A 25,539-nucleotide genomic window follows, 5' to 3' on the forward strand; every position below is an offset into this window, starting at 1 on the left:
TCACCAGCCGTCAAGGAACCCGGATGCTGAAACTCCTCGGGGGCCTGAGGCTGTATGCGACATTGCTGTTCATCGGCCTGTGCTCGCTGGCCTGGAACCTGTTGGCGCTGCCATTGCAACTGCTGCCGGAACACCAGGCGCGCACGCTCGGGCGCGCCGGCATTTCCTATGGCTACCGCCTTTTCTGGACGGTGGCGCAGGCACTGCACACGATGCGCATCGACGATGGCTGCCTCGACGCATTGCGCGACGAGCGTGGCCTGATCATCGTGGCGAACCATCCCACGATGTTCGACGCCCTGCTGCTGGTGGCGCGCCTGCCGCGCAGCGCCTGCATCATGAAGGCAGGCCTGCTGCACAACGTCTTCCTGGGTGCCGGCGCGCGACTGGCCCGCTACATCAGCAACGAATCGGCCTGGCAGATGGTACGGGCAGCCCGGGACGACCTGCGCGGCGGGGGGCAACTCGTGATCTTTCCGGAAGCCACCCGCACCGAGACGCCGCCGCTGGACACCTTTCGGCCGAGCGTCACGCTGATCGCGCGCCTGGCCCAGGTGCCGATCCAGACCGTCTTCATAGAAACCGACACGCCCTACCTGCGCAAGGGATGGCCGCTTTGGCGCGTGCCGCCGCTGCCGGTCACCTTCAGGCTGCGGCTCGGCCGGCGCTTCAGCCCCGCTGCCGACGACGACGCGTTGCTGGCGGAGCTGGAACGGTACTATCGGGAAAACATCGTGGAAGGCGCTCCGGACGCCCCCCCTGCATGCCCCAAGCCTCGCGCACCCACCTCGTCCTGATTCCCAGCTACAACACCGGAGAGCGGCTGTTCGACACCGTGGCCGCCGCGCGCGCCCAATGGGATCCCGTCTGGGTCGTCATCGACGGGAGCACCGACGGCACCGGCGAACGCCTTCAGGCGCTCGCCGAACAAGACCCAGGGCTGCGCGTCTGGCACCTGCCGACCAACCGGGGCAAGGGCGCCGCGGTGCTGCACGGCCTGCGTGCGGCGCGCGCGGCCGGCTTCACCCACGCGTTGACCATGGACTCGGACGGGCAGCACCCGGCCGACCTGATCGGCACGTTCATGGAACGGTCGATCCGGCAGCCCGATGCCATGGTGCTCGGCATGCCCGTGTTCGATGCCAGCGCCCCGCAATTGCGCGTGCAGGGGCGTCGCGTGTCCAACGGCTGGACGCATCTCGAGACGCTGTGCGCCGGCATCGGCGACTCGCTCTACGGCTTCCGGGTCTATCCGGTGGCGGACCTGATCGCGGTGATGGAACGCCAGCCATGGATGCGCCGCTTCGACTTCGACACCGAGGCGGTGGTGCGCCTGGCCTGGCGCGGCGTCAAGCCGGTCAACATCGATGCGCCGGTGAAGTACCTCAGTGCGGACGAAGGCGGTGTCTCGCACTTCAACTATGTCCGCGACAACGCCCTGCTCAGCTGGATGCACACCCGGTTGATGGCGGAATTCGTGTTGCGCCTGCCGCTGCTGGTCGCCAAGAAGGTGCTGCGCCTGCCGCCGTTCCAATAGGCGCGTCCGGCAGGACGCCCTCTCAGATCATTCCGCCGTTGATGGAGATCACCTGCCCGGTGATATAGGACGCCTCGTTGCTGGCCAGGAATGCAGCAAGGGCAGCCACCTCGTCCGGCGTGCCGGCGCGCTTGGCAGGAACCAGTTGGTCGATGGTGGCCTTGTCGAACACGGCGTCTGCCATGGGCGAGGCAATGATGCCCGGGGCTATGGCATTGACCGTCACCCCGCGCGCGGCCACTTCGAGCGAGAGCGCCTTGGTCGCGCTGTTCAGGCCGCCCTTGGCCGCGGCGTAGTTGACCTGCCCGCGATTGCCGGTGAGCGCCGCCACCGACGAGATGTTGAGAATGCGGCCCCAGCGCGTGCGCAGCATCGGCAGCAGCAGCGGCTGGGTGACGCGGAAGAAGCCGTTGAGCGAGACATCGACCACCTTGTGCCATTGCCCGGCCTGCATGCCCGGCAGCACGGCGTCGTCGTGCACGCCGGCGTTGTTGACCAGGATCTGTACCGGCCCCTCGGCCAGGATGGCCTGGCAGGCTTGCGCGCAGGCATCGTCGCTGCGCAGGTCGAACACATGGCATTGCGCCTTGCCTCCGTCCCGGGTGATCTGCTCGGCCAGGGCATGCACGGCTTCGGGCCTCGAATTGGCGTGCAGCAGCACCGTGGCGCCGCCGGCCGCGAGGCGGCGGGCGATGGCCTCGCCCAGGGCGCCACTGGCACCGGTGATCAATGCGCGCTTGCCGCTCCAGTTCATGCGAGGTCTTCCGTTGAAAGTGGGGTATTGAGTACGACGACGGCCCGTCCCTGGGCCAGCATCCGCCCGCCGGCGTCGCCGACGCGAAATTCGTAGAGCACCTGCCGTTCGTCGCCGGACAGCCGGTGGGCCTGGACCTGGAGGTCGCCATCGACCGTGTCCAGTCTCGCCTGGCCGAACTGAACGTTGCGCACGCTGGCCAGGTAGCCCGCGCTGGCCTCCTGGCCTTCCTTGGCCAGCAGGCCGCCGTGCAGCGCCATGGCCTGCGCGGCATATTCGATGGCGCATGGCGCCATCAGGCCATCGGCGGTGCGCAACGGATTGTCGGGCAGCCGGTGGGTGGCCGTGCTGCATGCGATGTGCTGCGCGTCCCAGGCGTCGAGCCGCTCGAGCAGGCACATGGTGCCGCTATGCGGGATGCGCGCGGCAATGCCGTCGCGGTCAAGTTGCAAGAGGCTCACTCGGATTCCTTCATGTCGGCAGATCGGCCACCAGCAGCACGTTGGCGAAAGGCGTGCCGCGGCTCATGGGCACGCTGCTCACCTCGAAGCCCAGCCGTTCGAGCTGGCGCTGCCATTCCGCCAGCGGCCGCCCCCAGGTCGGCGGCATCTGATGGCCGCGCGCGCGCGTCACGGCGTGGTCCACCCATTGGCTGATGCGATAGCCCACCGCGCTGGCGGCGTCGCCCACGCGCAGCAGCAGGCGCGGCGGCACGCCGTCGCGTCGATCGCCCGCGCCGGCGGCGAGCGCCTCGCGCACGCGTTCCAGCACCTTCTCCTGCGCCGACAGGTCGACGTAGTGCAGCACGTCAAGGATCACCACGAGGTCGCTCGCCGGCAACGCCGCGCTGCACATGTCGGCGCAGACGAACGCCGGCGGCGGTTGCAGGTGGCCGATCGACCGCTCCGCACGGGCCACGTCACGCGGCATCAGCTCGATGCCCGTATAGCGGGCAGGCGCCGGCGGCAATGACCAGCCGGTCGGCCATTGGGCGTCGGAATGCATTTCGTTCATGGCGGCCAGCAGGCTGGCCAGCAGGCCCTGGCCGCACCCGATGTCGAGCACGCGGCGATGGCCCGGCATGATCAGCCCTTGTTCGACCACCCAGCGGAACACCGGGTCGCGCCCGAGCTTTCCACGCGCGAAATGCCAGGCGAAGCGCCCCGCCTGCCGGTACGGCTGCGCGGCATTCACAAGCAGGCTGTTCCAGTGGTTGTCGGTGCTTGGCAATCGAGTCATGGCGTGTCGTCGCTCTCCCGTCCTGTACTTTTCGCGTGCGCCGCTCGTCGGCTCAGCCCGCGTGTCAGTGTGACCGAGTGCAGTCCCTGTCGGCGCAACTGTTCGAGCAGCGGCGGGAGAACGTCCAGCAGCACTGCCCCGCCGCGCGCCGTACGCGCCGCGTTGCCGTCGTGCAGCAGGAGGATGTCGCCGGCGCGAAGGCCGCGCAGCAGGCGCTGCTGCACGCGGGCCGGATCGGCATCGCGCGTGTCGAAGCCGCGGCGGGTCCAGCTGACGAGTTGCAGGTCCAGGCGTTGCAGCACCGGCGCCAGGAAAAGGTTGCGGAATCCGGCGGGCGCCCGAAAGCAGGTCGGGCGCACGCCGGTCACCTGCTGCAGGATGTCCTGCGCTCGTCCGATCTCCCTCGCGTACCCGGCGGGTCCGAGCAGCGAGAATGTGTGCGAATGCCGGGCGGTGTGGTTCTGCACGTCGTGGCCGCGCGCCACGATCTGCCGTGCGAGCTCGGGATACAGCGCAACCCGCTCCGCAATGCAGAAGAACGTGGCGCGCTGGCCGGCGGCGTCGAGCAGGTCGAGCACCTGCGGCGTCACCTCGGGATCCGGGCCGTCGTCGATGGTGAGCGCCACCTCGCCCGCGTCCGCCGCGCTCGCCGGCAGGCGGGTGATGTTGCCGCCGAGCAGCGCGGTGCGCGGCGTCAATGTTGCCGCGGTCAGCACCAGATGGTTCAGCACCAGCGCCGCCACCGCCCAAGGCAGCGCGCCGGGCCACGCGAGCGCGGCCGCCAGCGCGAGCGCGTGCCAGGCGATGCTGGCGCGCACGAAGGGCGACAGTGGCTTGAGCGCGTCAAGCCCGAAGGGAGTTGGCGACATCATGGCGGTTGCGCGATTTTCGCTCAGACCCGAGGGGTCTAAGCCGATGGCCGCACCTGCCCGCGGGCAAATGCCGCAGACAGCAGCAATGCCAGCAGTGCCCCCGGTGCCACCACCCGGCCGATGGCCGAAAGCGAAGGAATTTCCGACAGCGCAATCAGGCCGAAAGACACCACGGTCGTGAGATTGGCCAGCAGCAGCGACGCCAGCGTGTCTTCGTCGGCGCGCCCGGTTTCGCGCAGCTGGTCGAAGAACAGCGCGTAGTTCGAGCCCACGGCCACCACCAGCAGCAGGCCCACCAGATGGAGGATGCCCAGCGGCACGCCGAGCACTGCTTGCGCGCCGAGCGTCAGCAACACGGCGCCCACCAGAGGCCGGCACACGGCAAGGAGGCGCCGCAACGATCGCAGGTAGAGGCCGAGCAGCACCACGACGCCCAACGCCCCGAGCAGGACCTGCACGAAGGCCTCGCTCAGGTACCGCGCGTAGAGCGCATGGAGTTCCACGCCGACGTCGATGACCTGGACTTGCGGCAGGCCGGCCAGCGCCTGCCGCAGCGCGGCGGGATCGAATGTGGCGCCGGGGTGCAGCGAAACCACCGCGCTGTAGCCGCTGCCCGGCCGTTCGACCAGCATGGCGTTCACCAGAGGTGCCAGCGAGCCGTTGCGCAGATCCGCCAGGCCGATGGGCGCCAGGGTGCGGGCGGCCGAGGCTTCCTCGATGAAGGGCTCCAGCCGGGACGCCGAGAGCGGCAGGCCTTGCAAGGCTTGCTGCAGGCGCTCGCGCAGGGTCTGCGCATCCGGCACGCTGGCCTGGCGCGCCTGCTGTGCGGCCCGGCTCGGCAGCACGCGCGTGACGGCGTCGAATCCGGCCAGTTGGCCAGCGTCGACCAGCGGCTGCAGGCGGGCACTTGCGGCCTCGACCGATTGCAAGGTGGACTCGAGGTCATCGCCCTGCACCATCACGAGCGTACTGGCTTCGTCGGCGCCGAGATCGGCGCGAAGCTTCTCATCGAGCTCCTGCGCCGCGAGCGGCACCGGGCTCATCGATCCGAGCCCGGCTCGCCAGATGTGGTCGTGTTGCCAGGCGAGCAGCGCCGCTGACGCCAGGCAAAGCGCCAGCAACAGCCAGCGCAGGCGCGGCAATGCCTGCATCAGGCCGTTGGCCATTTGCGCCATGTGGTGGCGCAGGCCGCGCCCGGACGCGCCATCGGGTGTGAAGACAGGCAGCACGTACCGCGTGGCCAGGGCGGCCGTCACCAGTCCGGCCACCGAGAACACGCCCAGTTGCGCCAGTCCCGGGAAGCCCGAGAAGACCAGCGCGCTGAAGCCGCACACCGACGTCAGCACGCCCAGCCGAACGGTGGGCCAGTGGACCCGGACCCACTGGCGCCAGCCGCTGCCGGGAGCGCCGTCGGTGGCGCCGCGACGCGCCTGGATCAGGTAGTAGATGGCGTAGTCGATGGTCTCACCGATCAGTGTGCTGCCAAAGCCCATCGTCAGCCCGTGGACGTGGCCGAACGCCAGGCCCACGGCAGCGGTGCCGCCGACGACGCCGGTCGCCACCGGCACCACCGCCACCAGCAATGCCCGCGGCGAAGCAAAGGCCAGCAGCAACAGGCCGCCGACGACCAGCGCGCCAATGGTCGCGAGCTTGACGGCCTCGGCCTTGATCTGGTCGCGGCTCTGGACGGAGAACAACGGCGCGCCACTGATCTGCAGCGTCGGTCGGGTCGCGCCCGCCTGCTTCGTCGCCTCGTCGAACGCGGTACGCACCGCTTCGATGGCGACGGCTTGCGCATCGAGGTCGCTGCCCGCGGCGCGGGTCGTGACCAGCAGCAGAGCGCGCGGTGCCGTGCGCGAGACCCAGACGCCGCCTTCCGAGCGCGGCGCACTTGCCGGGATCAGCCCTTCGGCGATGCGCTGCATCTCCCCGGTCGGATCGCGCTCGAGCAAGGGCTTGACGAGGTTGCCCGCGGGCGTACCCAGCAGCGACAGCGTGTCGAGCACGGCATCGCGCAGGCCCGCGACGCTGAAGTGCGCAGGATCCACGCCGGGCGCCAGCTGGTAGCGGTGCGCGAGAAGCCATTCGCCCGCCTCGGTCCAGTCGCTGTGCTCCCCGTTCTGGACCAGGTCGAACAGGCCACTGTCGCGCAGGCGGTTGGCCATGGCGCGGGAGACCTCGGCGCGTTGAGCGGCGTCGGCGCCGCCCTCCAGCCCCACCAGCAGGCTGCGCGAGGCCACGCCGCCCTGCAACTGTTCGATGAGAAGGCGCTGTCGGGCGTCGGGATGCGCCGGCAGGAAAGCCGACAGGTCGGCGCTGAAAGGGGTGCGGGCGATGAAGAGCGCGCCTATGGCCATCGCCGCGAGCCACAGCACGAGCGTCAGCGCGCGGCGCGGCCGATGCTCGCGACTGGCTGGGGCCTTGCGCATGCGCTGCGGCGACCGGTTCAGGACGGCGCCTTGGCAGCGGCGCGCGCCGGCGTGATGCGCATCACCGAGCGGTCTCCGCCAATGAGTTCCATCTCGATGCCCAGCACGTCGCCGCCGCGGCCGGTCAGGCGCATGCTGCGCACCTGGGCCGCCAGGCGGTCGTCCAAGGGCTGAAGCTGCAGTGCCCAGCTGGCCTCGGTACCACTGAGCGTGCTGCGGAACTGCTGCTTCAGGATCCGCCCGTCGCCATTGAGGGTGCCGCGCATGGCGTCCACCATGCCGCGCACCTCTGGCATGCTGTCCAGCGCCATGGTGCGGGTTCGCCCGCCGCGCGACAGGGTCAGCGTGTTGCCGTCCACGACCATCGACTCCTCGCGCGGCGATTCGGTACGGCGCACCAGCTTGTCCGGCGGCGAAAAGCTCAGCGTGCCGCGAGACTCCAGCGGGCCTTCCACGCCGCGCACGAAGCGCTGCTCGGTAAAGCGCGCGTCGCCACCCTTGCTGGCTGCGAGCTGGGCCATCAGGCCGTCCAGGTCGAAGGCCCAGGAGGCGGCGGGCCCCAGCAGCAGCGGCGCGCCGAGCAAGGCGACGCGCAGGCTCCGCCCCAGCTTTTCAGCGAGTGTCTTCCAGCCAGAAGTCATGAAAGTTGAACCAGTTGTGCGGATGCTCGCGGCACAGCGCCGCCAGACGCCGGACGTAGGCCTGGAGTGCGGCCTCGATGGCACTTTCGCGATCGCCCGGCGTGACGTCGGTGAAATCCGCCAGCGGCTCGAAACGCACCTCGTAGCGCGCCCCGCCCAGGTAGATGCCCGCCATGAAGAACGCCTTGCGCCGCAACAGCGCCGCCAGGCGGAACGGCCCGTCGCTGAACACGGTCGGATGACCGAGAAAGTCGATGGTGCGGCTGCTGCCGCGCTGCGCCTCCTGTTCATCCTGGCGCGGCAGCGTGCGGTCGGCCAGCAGGCCGGCAAGCCCGCCGGCGTCGAGCCAGTCGCGCAGCTGCAGCATCGACTCCGGCCGGCCCAGCGGAATCACCTCCGGCCGGTAGCGTTCGTCGCTGATGGCGCTCAGTACCGCGTGGATCTGCTGCGCGTTTTCCAGGTACATCAGCATGGCCAGGCGCAGGCGCTCGGCGTCGGCGCTGGTCTGCCGGCTCGCGCCGACGGCCTCGAAGCTGCCGACGTGGGCCCCAATGAGGAATGCCCCGCGGCCGAGCGCGTACTCGGCGTCCAGGGCCTCGTTGCCCACCACGCGCAGGTCGAACAGGTCAATCCGCCCGCGCAGGAAGAAGATGCGGTCGAGAACCGTGGCGGCGAAGTTGTAGATCAGCCGGTAGCCGTCGCGCCACCCCATCTGGGGGCCGATGGCGCGCTGCAGGTAGCGCTTGACGCAGCGGCGCGGCCCCGGCGAGAAAAGAAAGAAGTAGAGGGTCAGCGGATGAAGCGCCAACCGCGCCGCGCGCCGGCCGCAGCGCAGCACGAATGCGCTGAAGAAGCGCAGTGCCACCAGGTTGCTGCGCTCGGGCATGCGGGCCCAGTGGCCGCTCGACCCGGCTGCCGTCGATGCGCCCGTTCCCGCCACGGCTTCCGGCCGCGATGTGGCCGGGACGCTCATGGCGCGGCCCCCTCGCCGGACAGCCAACGGCCACTGGCCGCCAACACATCCTCGCGATGGACCTCGAACCGCACCCCCTGGGAAGCGCCGGCCTCGGGCAGGAGCGAGATAGTCAGCCGCGCGCCCGGTCCGACCGGCGCCAGGAACTTCGCAGCCGCGAGGGTCGGATGCGGCCCGAGCCGCGCCGCCAGCACCGGCACGCGTGCCAGCGCCTCCAGCACGTCGGCCAATATGAGCGCACCGGGCAGCAGCGGGTGGCCAGGAAAGTGGCCGGCGAAGGCCGGGTGGTCGGCCGGCACGTCCCGCGTGAGGCGGACCGGTTCGCCGTCCCTGGCGAGCTGTGCCAGGGCGAATTCGCGCAAGGTGCGCACCACCAGCTTGCCGGTGGCCTCGCGCGGCAGCGCGTTCACGTGCACCACACGGCGCGGCACGAAGACCGACTCCAGCCGCTGGCGCAACGCTGCCGTGATGTCGGCGGCGGAGAGTTCGGGCGCGACGACGAAGGCGACCGGCCGGACCACGCCGTCGGCCACCTCGTCGGGTAGCCAGAACGCGCCGTCCTGGACGCCCGGAATGCTGTTGAGGTGGAAGTTCAGGTGCCCAAGGGAGCTGCGCCGTCCTGCCACGTGGATCAGGTCGTTGGCGCGGCCCAGCAGGCGGAAGCGCCGGTCGTCCAGCAGCTCCAGCACGTCGGCCATCGGCGTGGGGGCGGGCACGAAGTCGCCCTCCATGATGTAGCGCTCGGCGCCGTCACCGCCGACCGCGTCCTCGCGGCGCACCCGGATCTCGCCCATCGTCTCCCATTCCGCGCTGCGCGTCGTGTGGCGCGTGGCCACCTGGCCGGTCTCGGTGCTGCCGTAGATTTCGATCAGCGGCCCGCCCAGGGCCTGCTCGGCCTGCGCAGCCAGTTGCGGCGACAACGGCGCCGTGGCCGACAGCATGAAATCGACCTGCGGCAACGCCAGGCCCGACATCAGGAGGGTCTTGAGATGGAACGGCGTGGTCACCAGCGCTCGCGGGCGCGGCACGGCTTCGAGCGCAGCCACGATGTCCGCCGGGAAGAACGGCCGGGCGCTGTCGAAGGCGGCACCGCCGAGCATGGCAAGCAGGGCCGACGATTCGAGGCCGTAGCTGTGCTGGACCGGCACCGTCGCGACCAGCGTCAGCCCGGCCAGCGACGGACGCCCCAGCAGCGCCGACAGACGCGGCACGGCAGCGGCAACGTCGCCCACCAACGTGTCCCAGCGTTTGGCATGCGCCTGTGGCACGCCGGTCGAGCCGGACGTGAGCAGGCTCACCGCATGGCAGCCGGGGGCGAAGGCCGGAACCGGAAGCGCCACGGCATCGTCGTCCGCCTCGGTCGGCGGCAGATCCACCAGGTGGCAGGCCAGGCCTTCCGGCGGCTGCAGCTGCGCATCGTCGGTCAGGACGTACGTGCCGCCGCCGGGAGTAGCCAGCCGCGCCAGCGTGTCCGGCCGCGCGTCGGGCGGCAGGAGGCTGGCCTGCCCGCGCATCAGCGCGGCCCCGAGCCCGACCGCGAAGACATAACGGTCGCTGCACAGGTTCAGGACGCGGGCATGGGTTGGCAGGCGCGTGGCAAGCTGGTGCACGTCCGCCAGGAAGCGGTGTCCGCTGACCGGACGGCCGGCGCGCCAGGCGAGCGGCGCGGCAAGATCGCGCTGGGAGAGCAGCGGCAGCGCGACTGTGGTGGCAAGGCGAGACGTCATTGACGAAGGGTATCGCGTGACCGGCCGGCGACGGCGACGCGCAGGACATCGACCAGGCGCGATCGCTCGAATTCCGGATGCAGCCGGTAGCGGGCGAAATGTTCTCCGAGGAACAAGGCCACCACGCACAAGGGCGTGAGCACGTTCGCCAGCAGCGACCAGGCCTCGAACGGCAGGATGAGATAGGTGGAAACCGAGGCCAGCGCCATGAGGGCGAAGTACAAAGCCCACAACCGCGTGACCTTGGCGGTATAGAGACGCTGCTCGGCCGACAGCGGATGGATCCGGCGGGCGAACTCACCGATCAGCGACACCCTGCCGGGCCGCAGGGTGCTCGTGAACCATGCGCAGAGCACGGCGTTGATGCCCACGTGCTGCAACACATACAGGCGGTTCGGGTCGCCCGCCTGGCCGTGCGCGATCTCGTAGACGCATGCCGCGCCCGCCAGCAACACGACCAGCGCGCCCAGCCGCCCGAAGCGGCCAGCAGCCAGACCGACCAGCGCCAGCCACAACGGTGCGAACAGCGCCGCCAGCGCCCAGGGCGCGGCCGCGTGATAGAGCATCATCCAGTGAGACAGGCCGGCATAGGCGATGCCCCCGGCGAGCCACAATGCCAAGCGCCAGCGCGACATCGTCAGCGGCGGGTTCAGGTCAGGGGAATCACCGGCACTCAGGGCGTTGTCCGGTTGCTCGCCACGTGCGTCGCCAGGCTGCGCAGCGAGGAGAAGATTTCCTGGTTGCGTTCGTCGTCGGAACGCAACTGGAATCCGTAACGGCGCGAAACTTCCAGGGCGACTTCCAGGATGTCGATCGAGTCGAGCCCGAGCCCTTCGCCGTAGAGCGGCGCTTCGGGCGGGATGTCCTGCGGTGCCACTTCAAGGTTGAGAGCCTCCACCAGCAATGTGGCCAGTTCGCTTTCCAGCGGTGATTGTTGGTTCGTGGACTCGGCAGGAACAGACAAAGGAAACTCCAGTGGGGTGGGCTCTGAGGAAGCGACGCGCCGATTATAGGGAGCCCCTTTGGATAGACTGGACCCTTCTCGAAGCACTCCGGAGCATCCCATGGCAGACCCTCTTCTCATCGCCCGGCACGGCAGCACGGAATGCGCGCTCCTGCCGGGCCTGGCCAATCGCCACGGGCTGATCACCGGCGCCACCGGCACCGGCAAGACGGTCACCCTGCAGACGCTGGCCGAGAAGCTCTCGGGCATCGGGGTGCCGATATTCATGGCCGACGTCAAGGGCGACCTGACCGGCATCAGCCAGCCCGGCAGCATCGGCGACAAGATGGCGGCCATGCTCAAGGAGCGCGGCATCGACGCCCCGCCGCCGCAGGCCTGCCCGGTCACCCTCTGGGACGTCTTTGCCGAGCAGGGCCATCCGGTGCGCGCCACCGTGTCCGACATGGGGCCCTTGCTGCTCGGGCGCATGCTGGATCTGAACGAGACGCAGGCGGGCGTGCTGAACCTGGTCTTCAAGATCGCCGACGACAACGGCCTGCTGCTGCTGGACCTGAAGGACCTGCGCGCCATGCTGCAGCACGTGGGCGACAACGCGAAGGAATTCACCACCGCCTACGGCAACGTGAGCGCGGCAAGCATCGGCGCCATCCAGCGCGGCCTGCTGGCCATCGAGGCGCAGGGCGGCGACAAGTTCTTCGGCGAGCCGATGCTCAACATCAACGACTTCATGCAGACCGTCTCGGGCAAGGGCGTCATCAACATCCTGGCCGCCGACAAGCTGATGAACTCACCCCGGCTGTACGCAACATTCCTGCTGTGGATGCTGTCGGAGCTGTTCGAGCAGCTGCCCGAGATCGGCGACCCGGACAAGCCCAAGCTGGTGTTCTTCTTCGACGAGGCGCACCTGCTCTTCAACGATGCGCCCAAGGCGCTGATCGAACGCATCGAATTGGTAGTGCGGCTGGTGCGCTCCAAGGGCGTCGGCGTGTTCTTCGTGACGCAGAATCCCCTGGACATCCCCGATGCCGTGCTGGCCCAACTGGGCAACCGGGTGCAGCATGCGCTGCGCGCTTTCACCCCGCGCGACCAGAAGGCGGTCAAGGCGACCGCCACCACCATGCGGCCCAAGCCGGGGCTCGACATCGAGGCGGCCATCACCGAGCTGGCGGTCGGCGAGGCGCTGGTGAGCCTGCTCGACGCCAAGGGCCGCCCCAGCGTGACCGAGCGCGTCTACGTGGTTCCACCGGGTAGCCAGTTGGGCCCCATCACTGCGCAGCAGCGCCAGCAACTGGTCGCCGGCTCGCTGGTGGCCGGCGTGTACGAGAAGACGGTCGACCGCGAATCCGCGTACGAAAAGCTCAAGGATCGCGCCCAAAGCGCGCCGGATGCCGCCACCGTGGCGGCCGGTGCCAGGAGCGGTGCCGGCGCCGGGGCGGAATCGGGGGGCCTGCTCGGCGGCCTGAACATCAACGAACTGCTGTTCGGCTCCACCGGCCCTCGCGGCGGAAAGCGCGACGGCCTGGTGCAGACCATGGCAAAGTCGGCGGTCCGGACCATGGGCACCACGGCCGGCCGCGAGATCCTGCGCGGCGTGCTGGGGGGAATTTTCGGCGGCAAGCGGGGCCGCTGAAGCCCGCGGCCCTCGACGCCCCGCTCCGGTGACGCGCCAGATGCGCCCACGCCCCCTGCCCTGGCTGACCCCGGGCCAGGCCCTGCCCGCGCCGGCGCAGGCCTGGGGCGCCAACGACCCGGTGCCTGGGCTGCTTGCCGCCGGTGGCGCGCTGGACGTGTCGACGCTGCTGCAGGCCTACGGCCAGGGCATCTTTCCATGGTTCAGCGACAACCAGCCGATCCTGTGGTGGAGCCCCGATCCGCGCATGGTGCTGCAGACCGCGCAATTTCGCCTGCACCGCTCGTTCGGCAGGACCCTGCGACGCTTCGCCATCACCCCCGGCTGCGAGATCCGCATCGACAACGACTTCGAAGCTGTGATCCAGGCCTGCGCCGGCGTTGCGCGACCCGGGCAAAGCGGCACCTGGATCCTTCCGGAAATGGTCCAGGCGTACCTGGCATTGCACCGCGCGGGCCACGCCCACAGCGTCGAGACCTGGATCGGCGGCGAACTCGCCGGCGGCCTGTACTGCGTGGGCGTCGGTCGCGCCGTGTTTGGCGAATCCATGTTCACCCGCCGCCCCGACGCCTCCAAGACCGCCTTGGCGGCACTTGTCGCGTTCTGCCGCGCCCACGGCATCGCGCAGATCGACTGCCAGCAGAACACCACCCACCTGGCCAGCCTGGGTGCCGCCGAAATGCCGCGAGCCGACTTCCTCGCACAGGTGGCGCAAAGCGCACGAATGCCGGGCCCCACGTGGGAATTCAAGCCCGTATACTGGAACGAACTCCTGACCGAGCGACCCGCATCGACGACGTGACGCACCTCAAGGATCTCCCGCTTCAGACGCTGCAGTTCTACGCGACTGCGCCCTATCCGTGCAGCTACCTGCCGGATCGGCTGGCCCGGTCGCAGGTGGCCACCCCCAGCCACCTCATTCACAACGACGCCTATTCCAACCTGGTGCTGGAAGGGTTTCGCCGCAGCGGCATGTTCACCTACCGCCCCTACTGCGACGGATGCCATGCGTGCGTCCCGCTGCGGGTGCTGGTCGATCGCTTCGCCCCGTCGCGCAGCCAGCGCCGCGCGCGTGCCCGGCATGCCGGGCTGCAGGCGCGCGTCCTGCGGCTGTGCTTCGTGCCCGAGCATTACCAGCTCTACCTGCGCTACCAGAATGGCCGCCATGCCGGCGGCGGCATGGACCACGACAGCATCGACCAGTACACCCAGTTCCTGCTGCAAAGCAGGGTCAATTCACGCCTGGTGGAGTTTCGCGAGACGCTGCCGGACGGCGGCCCCGGCAAGCTCAAGATGGTGTCGATCCTGGACGTGCTCAACGACGGCTTGTCGGCCGTCTATACGTTCTACGAGCCCGAACCCGGCGCCAGTTATGGCAATTTCAGCGTGCTCTGGCAGATCGAGCAGGCGCGCCAACTCGGCTTGCCGCACGTCTACCTCGGCTACTGGATCCAGGACAGTTCCAAGATGGCCTACAAGTCGCGCTACCTGCCCAACGAGGTGCTGGTCAACGGCCGCTGGCAAGCCAATGTTAATTTCACAAAGTAAAATGGCCGGCAGCTCCATTCCTGCCCAGCCATGAGAAAAACACAGTCCGACATTCCCGCCACGCCGGTCATCCAGGTGATCGAGCGCATGTTCTCGCTGATCGACGTCCTGGCATCGCGCGAGGAAGCCATCTCCCTCAAGGAAATCAGCGAAAAGACCGGCCTGCACCCGTCCACCGCGCACCGGATCCTCAACGACCTGGCGGTCGGCCGGTTCGTCGACCGGCCCGAGGCGGGAAGCTATCGCCTGGGAATGCGTCTGCTGGAGCTTGGCAACCTGGTCAAGGGCCGGTTGAACGTGCGCGACGCAGCCATCGTTCCGATGCGCGAATTGCACAAGCTGACGCAGCAACCCGTCAATCTGAGCATGCGCCAGGGCGACGAAATCGTCTATATCGAGCGCGCCTACAGCGAGCGTTCCGGCATGCAGGTGGTGCGCGCCATCGGTGGGCGGGCGCCGCTGCACCTGACCTCGACCGGCAAGCTGTTCCTGGCCCTGGACGATCCGCAGCGCATCCGCAACTACGCCACGCGCACCGGGCTGGCCGGCCACACCCGAAACAGCATCACCCAGTTGCCGCAACTGGAGCGCGAATTGTCGAAAGCCCGCCAATACGGCATCGCCCGCGACAACGAGGAACTCGAACTGGGCGTGCGCTGCATGGCGGCAGGCATCTACGACGACCAGGGCAAGCTGGTGGCCGGCCTTTCCATCTCGGCGCCGGCCGACCGGCTGGACGAAGGCTGGCTGTCCAAGCTCCAGGCGACCGCCGGCGAGATCTCAGGCGCCCTGGGCTACAAGGCGGGACCGGCGGGCGCGGCAGACTCGGCGCCTGCGGCCGCCTCCTCCTGAAGCGCCGACCACTGCAGCGAAGCTGAAAGACAAAGCGCCCGGCCTGCAAAGGCTCGGGCGCTTTCGAATGTGCTTTGGCGCCCGCTCGGGCGCGGGCCTTCTCAGCTGGAAAAATCGACCGTGCGAACGGCGGTCTGCTGGCGCTCGCCAGCCGACGGCGACATGTACTGGTTGGCTTCCACCCAGCGGCGCACCCGCTCGGCGTCCGCAATGCGGGAGTAGCGGCCCACGCCATCCAGGAACACCATGATCAGCTTGCGCCCGGCAATGCGCGCCTGCATTACCAGGCACTGGCCGGCTTCGGAGATGTAGCCGGTCTTCTGCAGGCCGATGTCCCATTCGGGGCTGCGGACCAGGCGGTTCGTCGTGTTGAACTGAAGGACGCGGCGGCCCACTTCGACCTGGCGCTCCGACGACGTGCTGTACTCGCGCAGCAGCGGGTCGCCATAGGCGTAGTTGACTAGCAGTGCCAGGTCGCGGGCGCTGGACTGGTTCTCGCTCGACAGGCCGGTCGGCTCGACGTAGCGGGTGTCGTTCATGCCCAGGGAACGCGCCTTGGCGTTCATCATCGCGACGAAGGTGCGCAGGCCGCCCGGGTAGGTCCGGCCGAGCGCATGCGCGGCGCGGTTCTCGCTCGACATCAGCGCCAGGTGCAGCAGTTCGCCGCGCGGCAGGACGGTGCCGACGCGCAGCCGCGAACTGCTGTGCTTCTCGGTGTCGACGTCGTCCTGGGTGATGGTGATGAGATCGTCCGGCGGCAGGTGCGCCTCGCTGATCAGCACGCCGGTCATCAGCTTGGTGATCGAGGCGATGGGCAGCACCGCCTGGTCATTCTTGCTGTAGAGCACTTCGCGCGTGTCCTGGTCGACGACCAAAGCGACACTGGAGCGCAGTTCGAGCGAGTCCTCCGCGCCGTGCAGGCCGGCCATCTGGCCGAAGGACTGGCGCGGCTCGAAGGTGCGCGCCACCGGGCGGGCCTTGGTCATCGCCTTGGCGGTTCCGGATTTGGTGTACGTCACCGAGACGCGCGAACTCGACTTGACGCTGGTGCGGCTCGTCTTGGTCTTGGCCTCGGCCCGGCTCGACACCGCCCGTTTGCTGCTGGCGGTCTTGGTGGCCGATGCGCTCTTGGCGGTTGAGGCGGATTTGCTGCGAACGTCCTTCTTGGACGATGCGGCCTGCGCGCCGGACAACAAAAAAGCCGTCGCACAAAAGGCGACGGCGAGCATGCGCAGGCCGGGCAGCAACCGCTGGGGGGAAACTCGGCCGGGATGGGCTTCGGGCATGGGAAGACTCTCCAGCGGAAACAAAAAGTGACCGCAGTGTAGCGGCTCAGAAAATGATATGCAATATCAGCGACTTGCAAACCTTTCTTCGATTGAGAACAAAGGACTACAAAATAAACTAACCTTGCGCGGCAACTCTCTCAGCTTGGCTTTGTAACTTGTTGAGCGCACTCAAATAAGCCTTGGCGGAGGCGACGACGATGTCGGGGTCGGCCCCCACGCCATTGACCACGCGCCCGGCATTTTGCAGCCGAACGGTCACTTCGCCCTGGCTTTCTGTCGATCCGCTGATCGCATTGACCGAATAGAGCACCATTTCCGCCCCGCTGGCGACATGCGACTCGATCGCCTTGAGCGACGCGTCGACCGGACCGTTTCCGTCCGCCTCGCCATGCACCTCCTTGCCCTCGACCGTGAACACGATGCGCGCATGCGGACGCTCACCGGTTTCGCTGTGCTGGGACAAGGAGACAAAACCAAACCGCTCTCCAACGTGCGACGCCGCCTCGTCGCTGACAAGCGCGAGGATGTCTTCGTCAAATATTTCACTCTTGCGATCGGCCAGTTCCTTGAAGCGCAGGAAGGCGGCGTTGATGTCGGCCTCGCTTTCCATGCTCACGCCGAGTTCCTGCAGGCGCTGCTTGAAGGCGTTGCGGCCGCTGAGCTTGCCCAGCACGATCTTGTTGTTGCTCCAGCCCACATCCTCGGCGCGCATGATCTCGTAGGTGTCGCGCGCCTTGAGCACGCCGTCCTGGTGGATGCCAGAGGCATGCGCGAAGGCGTTGGCGCCCACCACCGCCTTGTTCGGCTGCACCACGAAGCCGGTGGTCTGGCTGACCATACGGCTGGCCGCCACGATGTGGCTGGCATCGATGCCCAGGTCCAGCCCGAAATAGTCGCGCCGCGTCTTGACGGCCATCACCACTTCCTCGAGCGAGCAGTTGCCGGCGCGCTCGCCCAGGCCGTTGATGGTGCATTCGACCTGCCGCGCACCGCCGATCTTCACGCCGGCCAGCGAGTTGGCCACGGCCATGCCCAGGTCGTTGTGGCAGTGCACAGACCACACGGCCTTGTCGCTGTTGGGGATGCGCTCGCGCAGGTTGCGGATGAACTGGCCATACAACTCGGGGATGGCGTAGCCGACCGTGTCGGGCACGTTGATGGTGGTCGCGCCCTCCTGGATCACGGCTTCGAGCACGCGGCAAAGGAAATCGACGTCGCTGCGGTAGCCGTCTTCCGGACTGAACTCGACGTCCCCCATGAGGTTGCGCGCGAAGCGCACCGACAGGCGCGCCTGCTCGAGCACTTCCTCGGGCGTCATGCGCAGCTTCTTCTCCATGTGCAGCGGCGACGTGGCGATGAAGGTGTGGATGCGTCCGCTGGCCGCGCCCTTGAGCGCCTCGGCCGCGCGCGAGATGTCGCGGTCGTTGGCGCGCGACAGGCCGCACACGGTGGAGTCCTTGATGACGTTGGCGATCGCCTGCACCGCCTCGAAGTCGCCGTTCGAGCTGGCCGGGAAACCGGCCTCGATCACGTCCACCTTGAGTCGCTCGAGCTGGCGCGCGATGCGCATCTTCTCGTCGCGCGTCATGGAGGCGCCGGGCGATTGCTCGCCGTCGCGCAAGGTGGTGTCGAAAATGATCAGCTTGTCGGTCATCGTGGATCTCCTGGGATGTGCCGCCGTCTCCCGTCAGGCGGTTTCGAGCGCCGATTGTGCCCCTTGCGCGGACGACGGGCGCCCGCGCTGCAGGCCTGAGACGATCGCCTTGAGCGAGGCGGAGATGATGTCCGCGTCGACGCCCACGCCGAACAGCGTGCGCGAGCCGTCCACGCGCAGCTCCATGTAGGCCACGGCACGCGCATCGGCGCCGGTGCCGATGGCATGCTGGTGGTAGTCGATCACGCGAATCTCGTGGCCGGTGGCGTCCGACAGCGCGCGGGTGAACGCGTCCACCGGGCCATTGCCCCGCCCTTCGACGGCACGCACCTCGCCGTCCCACGCCAGGTCGCCGCGCAGCACCACGCTGGCTCCGGCGCCCTCGCCCTCTTCCTGCAGCACGCGGTGCGTCAGCGCATGCGCGTCGTCGAGGCCGTACTCGCGGCGGAAGATGTCCCAGAGGTCGGCCGCGCTGAGTTCCTTGCCCTGCACGTCCATGACGCGTTGCACGACCTGGCTGAACTCGATCTGCAGGCGGCGCGGCAACTCGAGGCCGTACTCGCTCTCGAGGAGGTAGGTGATGCCGCCCTTGCCCGACTGGCTGTTGACGCGGATCACGGCTTCGTAGCTGCGACCGACGTCCTTCGGATCGATCGGCAGGTACGGGATGTCCCATACGTCGTCTTCGCGTCGCGCCGCGAAGGCCTTGCGGATGGCGTCCTGGTGCGAGCCGGAGAACGACGTGTAGACCAGGTCGCCCACATAGGGATGGCGCGGATGCACAGGCAACTGGTTGCAGTGCTCGACCGTGGCGCGGATCTCGTCGATGTTGGAGAAATCCAGTTCGGGATCCACGCCCTGGGTGTAGAGATTGAGCGCCACGTTCACCAGGTCGAGGTTGCCGGTGCGCTCGCCGTTGCCGAACAGGCACCCTTCGATGCGGTCGGCGCCGGCCATCAGCGCCAGTTCGGCCGCGGCCGTTCCGGTGCCGCGGTCGTTGTGCGGATGAACCGACAGGACGATCGCGTCGCGCCGCGCCAGGTGGCGGTCCATCCACTCGATCATGTCGGCGAAGATGTTGGGCGTCGAGTGCTCCACCGTCGAAGGCAGGTTGACGATGCACTTGCGCTGCGGCGTCGGCGACCACACGTCGGTGACCGCGTCCACCACGCGTTTGGAGAACGCCAGGTCGGTGCCGGAGAACATCTCGGGCGAATACTGGAACGTCCACTCCGTCTCCGGCTGGCGTGCCGCCTGCGCCATGAACATGCGCGCGTGCGTGCTGGCCAGTTCCACGATGCCGTCCTCGTCCAGCCCCAGCACGACGCGGCGCATGACCGGCGCGACCGCGTTGTAGAGGTGCACGATGGCGCGCGGGACGCCCTGCAGGGCCTCGAAGGTGCGCTCGATCAGGTGGTCGCGCGCCTGGGTCAGCACCTGGATCGTCACGTCGTCCGGGATGCGGTCTTCTTCGATGAGCCGGCGCACGAAGTCGAATTCGACCTGCGAGGCCGAGGGAAAGCCCACCTCGATCTCCTTGAAGCCGATGGCGACCAGCGTCTCGAACATGCGCATCTTGCGCTCGATGTCCATGGGCTCGACCAGCGCCTGGTTGCCATCGCGAAGGTCGGTCGACAGCCAGATCGGGGCACGGGTCAGAACGGCGTCGGGCCAGGTGCGGTCCTTGAGGCCGACGGGTGCGAAGGCGCGGTACTTGCGGCTGGGTTGCTTCAACATGGTCATCTTCGAGCTTTGGTTGGATGAACCAGCAACCCCAAAAGCAAACGGCCCGTTGCTGGTGCTAACGGGCCGTTGGTCGAGGAAATGCGCGCGCGCTACCGACTCCGCCCGAGAGGCAGGATTAGTAGGGCCAGCGAAATCTTCTTCATGGTGCGGGCAAGTCTAGCACACGTGCGCGCAGGCTTGGCAAGCGGGTCAGCCTTCGCGCCCGGCTGCGCCTGCCGGGCGACCGGCGGCGGGCGTGGCCACCGCGGCATCCGGCTCGACCCGGGCCTGCACTTCTTCTGCCTGCCAGCCGCCGCCGAGCGCGAGGAACAGCGTCACCTGGTCATCGGCCAGTTGGCCTTCGGACGAAGCGAGCGCGGCCTCGGCCTGCGCCAGCGACCGCTCGGCATCCAATGCGGAAAGGTAGCCCGTCTTGCCGCCCTGGTACAGGCGCCGTGCCTGCTGCGCGACCTGCTCGGCCGCGTCGCGGGCCGCCTCGAGTTGCTGGCGGCGCTGCAACTCGCGCGCATAGGCGTCGAGCGCGGTCTCCGTCTCGCGCAGCGCGTTGAGCACCTTGCCGTCGAACGTAGCGACTGCCGCGCGCGTGCCGGCCTCGGCCTGCGCGATGTGGGCCTGGACCACGCCGGTGCTCGGGACGCTCCAGGTGATGAGCGGCCCCAGGCCCCAGGAGAACGCGTCCTTGCCCAGGAAGTCCCGCGCCGGCCCTGCCGACGAGGCCGACAGGCCAATGGCGATCTTGGGGTACAGGTCGCCCGTCGCCACGCCGATGCGTGCGGTGGCCGCGGCCACCTGGCGCTCGGCCTGCCGGATGTCCGGACGACGGCGCAGCAGCGCCCGCCCGTCGCCGACCGGCAGCGCCGCCGTCACGCGCGGCGGCGTCACGCAGTCGGCCACCGCCGCCGGGAAGTCTCCCGGTGCCTCGCCCATCAGCGTGGCCAGGCGGAACAGCCCGCTGCGCTTGTGCGCCTGCAGCGTCGGCAGGGCCGCCTGCAGGCCGTGCAGCTGCGCCTGGGCCCGCAGGCTGTCGATGCTGCCGGTGCGGCCGGCCTCGCGCAGGCGATCGGACAAATCCAGCGCCTGGCGCTGCAGCGCGATCGACTGCTCGGACTGGCGGATCTGCAGCCCGCTGCTGCAGACCGCCGCATAGGCCCGGGCCGTGCTGGCCGCAACGTTGATGCGCACCAGATCGAGCGCAGCCTGGGCCGCCTCGGTGTCGGCACGCGCGGCTTCGATCGAGCGGCGGATCTGCCCCACCACGTCGATCTGGTAGCCCAGCGTGACGCCGAGCACGTCGTCCACTTCGTTCGGCGGCGAATAGTCTTCGGCCAGCAGCGACAGCCCCGACACGTGGCCGTAGAGCGCCTCGGCCTTGGCGCCGATCTGCGGCTTGCCCGCCCCGGCGGCGACGCCTTCCATCTGGCGCACCCGCTCGAGGTTGGCCGCTGCGACGCGCAGGTCGGTGTTGTGGGCCAGGGCGCGCTGCACCAGGCCGTCGAGCGTGGCGTCGTCGTACAGGCGCCACCAATGTGCCGGCAGCGCCTCGCTGGTAAAGAGCTTGCCGCGGGCCTGGTCGCCCTGCCCGCCCGTTGCGGAAACGAACGGCGCGTTGGCCGAGAGCTTGTTCGCAGCCGCGTCCGCTGGCATCTGGTAGTCGGGCCCGACCGTGGTGCAAGCCGAAAGCAGGCCCGCCAGCGCGATCGCGCTCGATACGCCGGCCAGGCGCCTGCCGTACGCGCGCACTCTGTCGTGGGCGTCATGCATGGCGTTCCCCCGGCTTGCGGCCGACAGCATCGGCCGACGGAGGCAACGACGGAGCCGGCTCGGGCGCCGGCCCCGCGGCCGCCGCTGCGCCGCGGACCTGCACGGTCACCGTCTCGCCCGCCACGAGCCGCACGTCCGGCGGCAAGGCATCGAGCTTGACGCGCACCGGGATGCGCTGCGCCAGCCGCACCCAGTTGAAATTGGGGGACACGCTGGGCAACAGGTTGGCGCCGGTGGACCGGTCGCGGTCGGCAATGCCGGCCGCGATGCTCTGCACCGTGCCGCGCAGCACGCCGCCACCGCCCATCGGCGTGACTTCGACGCGGTCGCCGACGTGGATGCGCGGCAGCTTGGTTTCCTCGAAGTAGCCTTCCACGTACATCGAGCCTGCGTCGACCAGCGCCAACGCCGGACGCCCGGTGGACGCATAGCCGCCGACGCGCAGGTCGAGATTGGTGACCATGCCGTCCATGGGGGCCTGCACGTGGGCCCGGCGCAGGTTGAGCTCGGCGCCCTGCAGGGCCACCTCGCCCTGCGCCACGGCGGCATGCGCCTGCGCCACGCGCGAACGGGTCTGCTCGCGCGCTTCTGCCGACACCAGGTTGCCCAGCGACGCATTGCGCGCGTCCTCGCGTGCGGCTTGGGCAAGCAATGCCCGTTGCGCCTCCAGCGCGGCGCGTGTCTGATGCACGGCGAGCTCGTAGCGCGCGGTATCGACCGCAAAGAGCAGGCTGCCGGCCTTCACTGCTTCGTTGTCCTGAACCGGCACATCGGTCACCAGCCCGGAGACGTCGGGCGCGATCATGACCACGTTGGCGCGTACGCGTCCGTCACGGGTCCAGGGCGACAGCTCGTAGTGGTCCCACAGGCGCCAGCTTGCCCAGCCGGCGGCGCCGACCACGGCGGCGGTGACGAGCACGCTGACCACGCGGCGCTGCCATGCGTTCACGCTCCTGGGATGGCGGGTCGATTCATTCATTTCTTCGTTCTTTCTGGTGTGTTCACAGGTGCGCCGTCACGCGGGTCAGGCCGAACAGGATCAGCAGGTAAAGGCCGACGTCGAACAGGGCCGGATGCCAGACCCAGCGATACAGGCCCGCCGCCGCCAGCGCGCGCCGTGCCACCCACAGGCCCGGCAGCGCGATCAGCGCGAGAACGCCCAGCCAGGGGATGTAGATGCCGTAGATGTTGGCCTCGCCGATCATGCGAATGCTTCCTTGGGAGTGAGATGCCCGCCGGCGCTGCCGCCGCCGGCAGTCAGTGCGGCCGGCAACGCCGGCTGCACGTGGGCGAAGAGATTGCGGCGCAAGCCGACAAGAGCGGCCACGGCCACGCGTTCGTCGGCGCTGCCGCTCGGCAAGGGCAAGAGGGCCGCGAGCGCCAGGTCGAGGTCCGCCAGCGCGCCTGCGGCGTCGGCATCGGCGCGGCCGGCAGCGCGTCGGTCGAAATAGTCGGCCACATTGGCGATCAACGCGGCCACCGGCGCCATCGCGGTCGGTGGCAGTGCATGCCGGGTTCGCTGCAGCGCCGCGATGTCCAGGCCCATGCGCAGGTCGCGCAACGCGGCCTGGGCGGCGCCATCGGGGGCGGTGCCGTCGGCCTGCGCCACGCGCGGAGCAATCAGGCCGATGCGGTCGAGCGTTCGAGCCGCATGGCTGCGGGCGGCCTCGGCGTGGGCCGGATGGCGCGCCAGGTCGGCCAGGTCGCGCCAGGTCGCGCGCTGCAGGCGCTGCGCCATCCACTGCCCGCCCACCGTGCGCACCAGCGCCGTGACCCGCGCGGCGATGACGATGCCGACCACCTGCGAAATGATGCTGTTGGCAAAGTCGACGAAGTCGGCCGTGTGGGTATCGCGCGCCGCCAGCACGCCGGCCACGCCGAACAGCATGGCCATCGCCTGTCCGGCCGTGGCGGGGCGCGCGATCAGGCAGCCGAGCAGCAGGAAGACCGGCGCACACACCAGCACGAGCGACGCCATGTCCTGCACCAGCGGCATCAGCACCAGGATGTAGAAGAACGCGATCGGCACCGACCACAGCGTGAACTTCAGGAACATGTGGATCGCCGGGACCGGGTCGTCCATGCCGGCGAAGAAGCTGCAGAAGATCGCGGCCATCATGGCGGCGCCGGCGCCGCCCGACCATCCGGTGAGGATCCAGAACGCGCACGACGCGCCGATGGCCAGGAAGGCTGCCAGCGCCGACAGCAGTGCCATCCCGCGGTCCAGGTGCAGGACGTTCGCGCTGGCGGCAGCGGCATTGCGCCGCCGGGCGGCGGCATTGCCGGCCAATCCGCGGTCGATGTCGGCGCGCACCGCAATGGTGGCTTGCCAGCCTTCGGTCAACTGTTCGAGCCGCGCGGCCAGTGCGACATACAGCGCCTGGTGCCATGGCGACCCGCGCCGATCGCCCACGGCGCCCAGCGCGCGCACCTGCTGCCGCAGGGCGGCGGTGCGCGACGCGTCCAGCCAGCCCTGCGCACCGATCCAGGCGTCCACCTGTGCAAGCACGCCAAGCACTTCGGGCGACAGCGCGCCCTCGGCCTCGTGCAGGGCACGCAGCCGATCCTCTACCGCGGCGAACACCGGCGTCAGCGCCGCAACGCCGTCCTGCATGAGGTGAAGCGCCCCTGCGGCAAAGCGCAGGTTGCCGGTGTCGAAGGGCACGTGCGTGGAGAGCGTGCGCAACTGCGTGATGTCGGCCGCCAGTCGGCGCCGGTCGGCGCCGAGGCCGCTCAGCGGCGCGGCCGCGGTCCCAGCCAGATCATCAGCCGCGCCCTCGGCCGGGTTCGCAGGGACGCCGGCGCGCATGAGGTCCGAGAACCAGGTGCGTGCATCCGCGAGGGTGCGATCGAGCAGGCCGATGACCGTGCCGGCCAGGCTGGTGGGCAGCACGAGCGAATGGACCAGCGCGGCGCACAGGATGCCCAGGCCGATCTCCTCGACGCGTGCGCTGGCCGTGTCGAACACCAGCGCCGGCGTCTGGACCGAGGGGAAGCCGATGAGCGCCGCCGTGTAGCCGGCCAGCATGAACAGGTAGGCGCGAGGCGTGCGGTCGAGCAGCGAGACGTAGAGGCACACGGCCACCCACAGGCTCAGCGCAAGCGTGAGCAGTTCGGGTGCATTCGACAGCGCAGGCACGATCGCGAGCGTGGCGGCGGACCCGACGAAGGTGCCGATGAAGCGATACACCGCCTTCGAACGCACCGCCCCCGCGAACGGATTGGCCACCACGTAGGCGGTCAGCATGGCCCAGAACGGCCTCGGCAGGCCGGCCCATTGCGCGATGTATGCGGCCAGCATCGCCGCCGCGAAACTCTTGACTGAAAACAGCATCTCCGGCGCGCTCACGCGCAGCCAGGCAGGCCGATGGAACGTCATGGCCGCCCCGCTTCATCGTCCACGCCGTCGAGCAGCGGAATGGACGGAATGGCGCAGTCCAGCCGCTTGCCCATGTGCACGAACACGCGCAGGCAGGCCGCCAGGTCGCGATCGGACACGCCGTCGAACACCTCTGCGCGCAAGCCGCGCAGCACGATCTCGATTTGCTCGCGTACCTGCTCGCCGACGGCAGTGATGTGGATGGTCTTGGCGCGGCCGTCGTTCGGGTCACTGCGCCGTTCGGCCAGGCCTGCCGACACCAGTTGGTCGAGAGAACGGGTCAGCGATGGCGCCTCGATACCGAGCGCATCGGCCAGCACGCCGGGCCGCACCGCACCGCCCAGCCGGCCGAGGATCAGCAGCGGCCACACCAGCGCCTGGGACAACCCGTACTGCGCCACGGCCTTGTCGGCACTCGCGCGGTAGTGGCGCTGCAACACCCCGAGAGCGGTCGTCAGGGTCATGCGCGCCATCGAGCGCGTGGCTTCGTCCATTGGATATCAAAGAATAGTTAGCTATCTAACTATTATAGGCAGACCAAGGG

Annotated in this window: 24 protein-coding genes; 6 read left to right on the top strand and 18 right to left on the bottom strand. The window is 69.1% G+C overall.

The features are described from left to right. Nucleotides 1–23 precede the first annotated feature (23 nt). Both VES41_RS22960 and VES41_RS22965 read left to right on the top strand, forming a co-directional pair. A complete protein-coding gene (locus VES41_RS22960; RefSeq protein ID WP_324821898.1) occupies nt 24–797 on the top strand; it encodes a lysophospholipid acyltransferase family protein in 774 nt (257 codons plus the stop codon). Continuing rightward, on the top strand, nt 764–1,537 hold the full coding sequence (locus tag VES41_RS22965) for a glycosyltransferase family 2 protein (RefSeq protein ID WP_324821900.1): 774 nt from the start codon (nt 764–766) through the stop codon (nt 1,535–1,537). Before VES41_RS22960 ends, VES41_RS22965 begins: the two co-directional genes overlap by 34 nt. 22 nt (nt 1,538–1,559) lie before the next feature. On the opposite strand, the gene fabG is transcribed toward VES41_RS22965, so the two are convergent. From fabG to VES41_RS23015, 10 genes are all read right to left on the bottom strand, one after another. Next, nucleotides 1,560–2,291: a 3-oxoacyl-ACP reductase FabG gene (gene fabG / locus VES41_RS22970; protein ID WP_324821902.1), complete on the bottom strand. Its 732-nt coding sequence runs from the start codon at nt 2,289–2,291 to the stop codon at nt 1,560–1,562. Beyond that, nucleotides 2,288–2,692 carry a hydroxymyristoyl-ACP dehydratase gene (locus tag VES41_RS22975; protein WP_414719234.1) on the bottom strand — a complete coding sequence of 135 codons (405 nt, stop codon included), beginning with the start codon at nt 2,690–2,692 and terminating at the stop codon, nt 2,288–2,290. The genes fabG and VES41_RS22975 overlap by 4 nt, the downstream gene beginning before the upstream one ends. A 70-nt stretch (nt 2,693–2,762) precedes the next feature. Beyond that, nucleotides 2,763–3,530, bottom strand: coding sequence for a class I SAM-dependent methyltransferase (locus VES41_RS22980; RefSeq protein ID WP_324821906.1), 768 nt, complete (start codon nt 3,528–3,530; stop codon nt 2,763–2,765). Beyond that, nucleotides 3,527–4,402, bottom strand: coding sequence for a polysaccharide deacetylase family protein (locus VES41_RS22985; protein ID WP_324821908.1), 876 nt, complete (start codon nt 4,400–4,402; stop codon nt 3,527–3,529). The genes VES41_RS22980 and VES41_RS22985 overlap by 4 nt, the downstream gene beginning before the upstream one ends. A gap of 35 nt (nt 4,403–4,437) precedes the next feature. Next, nucleotides 4,438–6,831: an MMPL family transporter gene (locus tag VES41_RS22990; protein ID WP_324821910.1), complete on the bottom strand. Its 2,394-nt coding sequence runs from the start codon at nt 6,829–6,831 to the stop codon at nt 4,438–4,440. Between the two features lie 17 nt (nt 6,832–6,848). Then, nucleotides 6,849–7,472, bottom strand: coding sequence for a LolA-related protein (locus VES41_RS22995; protein WP_324821913.1), 624 nt, complete (start codon nt 7,470–7,472; stop codon nt 6,849–6,851). After that, entirely contained in the window at nt 7,444–8,445 is a 1,002-nt protein-coding gene (locus VES41_RS23000) for an acyl-CoA synthetase (protein ID WP_324821915.1), read from the bottom strand. Before VES41_RS23000 ends, VES41_RS22995 begins: the two co-directional genes overlap by 29 nt. Then, nucleotides 8,442–10,172, bottom strand: a complete 1,731-nt coding sequence (locus tag VES41_RS23005) for an AMP-binding protein (RefSeq protein ID WP_324821917.1) — start codon at nt 10,170–10,172, stop codon at nt 8,442–8,444. The genes VES41_RS23000 and VES41_RS23005 overlap by 4 nt, the downstream gene beginning before the upstream one ends. Then, a complete protein-coding gene (locus VES41_RS23010) occupies nt 10,169–10,807 on the bottom strand; it encodes a hypothetical protein (RefSeq protein ID WP_324821919.1) in 639 nt (212 codons plus the stop codon). Before VES41_RS23010 ends, VES41_RS23005 begins: the two co-directional genes overlap by 4 nt. A gap of 38 nt (nt 10,808–10,845) precedes the next feature. Beyond that, a complete protein-coding gene (locus tag VES41_RS23015; protein WP_324821921.1) occupies nt 10,846–11,136 on the bottom strand; it encodes a phosphopantetheine-binding protein in 291 nt (96 codons plus the stop codon). A 100-nt stretch (nt 11,137–11,236) separates the two neighbouring features. Between VES41_RS23015 and VES41_RS23020 the strand changes: the two genes are divergently transcribed. From VES41_RS23020 to VES41_RS23035, 4 genes are read left to right on the top strand one after another with little or no spacing between them, the layout of a single operon-like run. Then, the gene (locus tag VES41_RS23020; RefSeq protein ID WP_324821923.1) at nt 11,237–12,766 is read left to right on the top strand and encodes a helicase HerA-like domain-containing protein; all 1,530 of its coding nucleotides are present in this window, start codon (nt 11,237–11,239) and stop codon (nt 12,764–12,766) included. A gap of 40 nt (nt 12,767–12,806) precedes the next feature. Continuing rightward, entirely contained in the window at nt 12,807–13,568 is a 762-nt protein-coding gene (gene aat / locus VES41_RS23025) for a leucyl/phenylalanyl-tRNA--protein transferase (protein WP_324821925.1), read from the top strand. Further along, on the top strand, nt 13,565–14,314 hold the full coding sequence (locus tag VES41_RS23030) for an arginyltransferase (protein ID WP_324821927.1): 750 nt from the start codon (nt 13,565–13,567) through the stop codon (nt 14,312–14,314). Before aat ends, VES41_RS23030 begins: the two co-directional genes overlap by 4 nt. Before the next feature lie 30 nt (nt 14,315–14,344). Further along, on the top strand, nt 14,345–15,166 hold the full coding sequence (locus tag VES41_RS23035; RefSeq protein WP_324821929.1) for an IclR family transcriptional regulator: 822 nt from the start codon (nt 14,345–14,347) through the stop codon (nt 15,164–15,166). 101 nt (nt 15,167–15,267) lie between these two features. Here the strand turns inward: VES41_RS23035 and VES41_RS23040 are convergent, their stop codons facing one another. From VES41_RS23040 to VES41_RS23075, 8 genes are all read right to left on the bottom strand, one after another. Further along, complete coding sequence (locus VES41_RS23040; RefSeq protein WP_324821931.1) at nt 15,268–16,452, bottom strand: serine hydrolase; 1,185 nt, start codon at nt 16,450–16,452, stop codon at nt 15,268–15,270. A gap of 118 nt (nt 16,453–16,570) precedes the next feature. Further along, entirely contained in the window at nt 16,571–18,109 is a 1,539-nt protein-coding gene (locus tag VES41_RS23045) for a 2-isopropylmalate synthase (protein ID WP_324821933.1), read from the bottom strand. A gap of 33 nt (nt 18,110–18,142) precedes the next feature. Beyond that, nucleotides 18,143–19,846 carry a 2-isopropylmalate synthase gene (leuA, locus tag VES41_RS23050; protein WP_324822544.1) on the bottom strand — a complete coding sequence of 568 codons (1,704 nt, stop codon included), beginning with the start codon at nt 19,844–19,846 and terminating at the stop codon, nt 18,143–18,145. 198 nt (nt 19,847–20,044) lie between these two features. Then, on the bottom strand, nt 20,045–21,616 hold the full coding sequence (locus VES41_RS23055) for a TolC family protein (protein ID WP_324821935.1): 1,572 nt from the start codon (nt 21,614–21,616) through the stop codon (nt 20,045–20,047). Further along, the gene (locus VES41_RS23060) at nt 21,609–22,595 is read right to left on the bottom strand and encodes an efflux RND transporter periplasmic adaptor subunit (RefSeq protein ID WP_324821937.1); all 987 of its coding nucleotides are present in this window, start codon (nt 22,593–22,595) and stop codon (nt 21,609–21,611) included. The genes VES41_RS23055 and VES41_RS23060 overlap by 8 nt, the downstream gene beginning before the upstream one ends. A 22-nt stretch (nt 22,596–22,617) precedes the next feature. Then, nucleotides 22,618–22,821, bottom strand: coding sequence for a DUF1656 domain-containing protein (locus VES41_RS23065; protein ID WP_324821939.1), 204 nt, complete (start codon nt 22,819–22,821; stop codon nt 22,618–22,620). Beyond that, nucleotides 22,818–24,995, bottom strand: coding sequence for an FUSC family protein (locus VES41_RS23070; protein ID WP_324821941.1), 2,178 nt, complete (start codon nt 24,993–24,995; stop codon nt 22,818–22,820). The genes VES41_RS23065 and VES41_RS23070 overlap by 4 nt, the downstream gene beginning before the upstream one ends. Continuing rightward, on the bottom strand, nt 24,992–25,489 hold the full coding sequence (locus VES41_RS23075; protein WP_324821943.1) for a MarR family winged helix-turn-helix transcriptional regulator: 498 nt from the start codon (nt 25,487–25,489) through the stop codon (nt 24,992–24,994). The genes VES41_RS23070 and VES41_RS23075 overlap by 4 nt, the downstream gene beginning before the upstream one ends. Nucleotides 25,490–25,539: the final 50 nt, after the last annotated feature.

Source organism: Variovorax sp. (assembly GCF_035634955.1).
GTDB lineage: Bacteria > Pseudomonadota > Gammaproteobacteria > Burkholderiales > Burkholderiaceae_C > Variovorax.

Excerpts from the sequence above, each read along its gene's own strand:
- VES41_RS23075 (WP_324821943.1), bottom strand. The coding sequence starts at position 25,489 with ATGGACGAAGCCACGCGCTCGATGGCGCGCATGACCCTGACGACCGCT.
- fabG (WP_324821902.1), bottom strand. The coding sequence starts at position 2,291 with ATGAACTGGAGCGGCAAGCGCGCATTGATCACCGGTGCCAGTGGCGCC.
- VES41_RS22985 (WP_324821908.1), bottom strand. The coding sequence starts at position 4,402 with ATGATGTCGCCAACTCCCTTCGGGCTTGACGCGCTCAAGCCACTGTCG.
- VES41_RS23020 (WP_324821923.1), top strand. The coding sequence starts at position 11,237 with ATGGCAGACCCTCTTCTCATCGCCCGGCACGGCAGCACGGAATGCGCG.
- VES41_RS23000 (WP_324821915.1), bottom strand. The coding sequence starts at position 8,445 with ATGAGCGTCCCGGCCACATCGCGGCCGGAAGCCGTGGCGGGAACGGGC.
- aat (WP_324821925.1), top strand. The coding sequence starts at position 12,807 with ATGCGCCCACGCCCCCTGCCCTGGCTGACCCCGGGCCAGGCCCTGCCC.
- VES41_RS22990 (WP_324821910.1), bottom strand. The coding sequence starts at position 6,831 with ATGCGCAAGGCCCCAGCCAGTCGCGAGCATCGGCCGCGCCGCGCGCTG.
- VES41_RS22965 (WP_324821900.1), top strand. The coding sequence starts at position 764 with ATGCCCCAAGCCTCGCGCACCCACCTCGTCCTGATTCCCAGCTACAAC.
- VES41_RS23070 (WP_324821941.1), bottom strand. The coding sequence starts at position 24,995 with ATGACGTTCCATCGGCCTGCCTGGCTGCGCGTGAGCGCGCCGGAGATG.
- VES41_RS23065 (WP_324821939.1), bottom strand. The coding sequence starts at position 22,821 with ATGATCGGCGAGGCCAACATCTACGGCATCTACATCCCCTGGCTGGGC.
- VES41_RS22975 (WP_414719234.1), bottom strand. The coding sequence starts at position 2,692 with ATGTGCCTGCTCGAGCGGCTCGACGCCTGGGACGCGCAGCACATCGCA.
- VES41_RS23055 (WP_324821935.1), bottom strand. The coding sequence starts at position 21,616 with ATGCATGACGCCCACGACAGAGTGCGCGCGTACGGCAGGCGCCTGGCC.
- VES41_RS23010 (WP_324821919.1), bottom strand. The coding sequence starts at position 10,807 with ATGTCGCGCTGGCGCTTGGCATTGTGGCTCGCCGGGGGCATCGCCTAT.
- VES41_RS22980 (WP_324821906.1), bottom strand. The coding sequence starts at position 3,530 with ATGACTCGATTGCCAAGCACCGACAACCACTGGAACAGCCTGCTTGTG.
- VES41_RS23040 (WP_324821931.1), bottom strand. The coding sequence starts at position 16,452 with ATGCCCGAAGCCCATCCCGGCCGAGTTTCCCCCCAGCGGTTGCTGCCC.
- VES41_RS23035 (WP_324821929.1), top strand. The coding sequence starts at position 14,345 with ATGAGAAAAACACAGTCCGACATTCCCGCCACGCCGGTCATCCAGGTG.
- VES41_RS22960 (WP_324821898.1), top strand. The coding sequence starts at position 24 with ATGCTGAAACTCCTCGGGGGCCTGAGGCTGTATGCGACATTGCTGTTC.
- VES41_RS23005 (WP_324821917.1), bottom strand. The coding sequence starts at position 10,172 with ATGACGTCTCGCCTTGCCACCACAGTCGCGCTGCCGCTGCTCTCCCAG.
- VES41_RS22995 (WP_324821913.1), bottom strand. The coding sequence starts at position 7,472 with ATGACTTCTGGCTGGAAGACACTCGCTGAAAAGCTGGGGCGGAGCCTG.
- VES41_RS23045 (WP_324821933.1), bottom strand. The coding sequence starts at position 18,109 with ATGACCGACAAGCTGATCATTTTCGACACCACCTTGCGCGACGGCGAG.
- leuA (WP_324822544.1), bottom strand. The coding sequence starts at position 19,846 with ATGTTGAAGCAACCCAGCCGCAAGTACCGCGCCTTCGCACCCGTCGGC.
- VES41_RS23060 (WP_324821937.1), bottom strand. The coding sequence starts at position 22,595 with ATGAATGAATCGACCCGCCATCCCAGGAGCGTGAACGCATGGCAGCGC.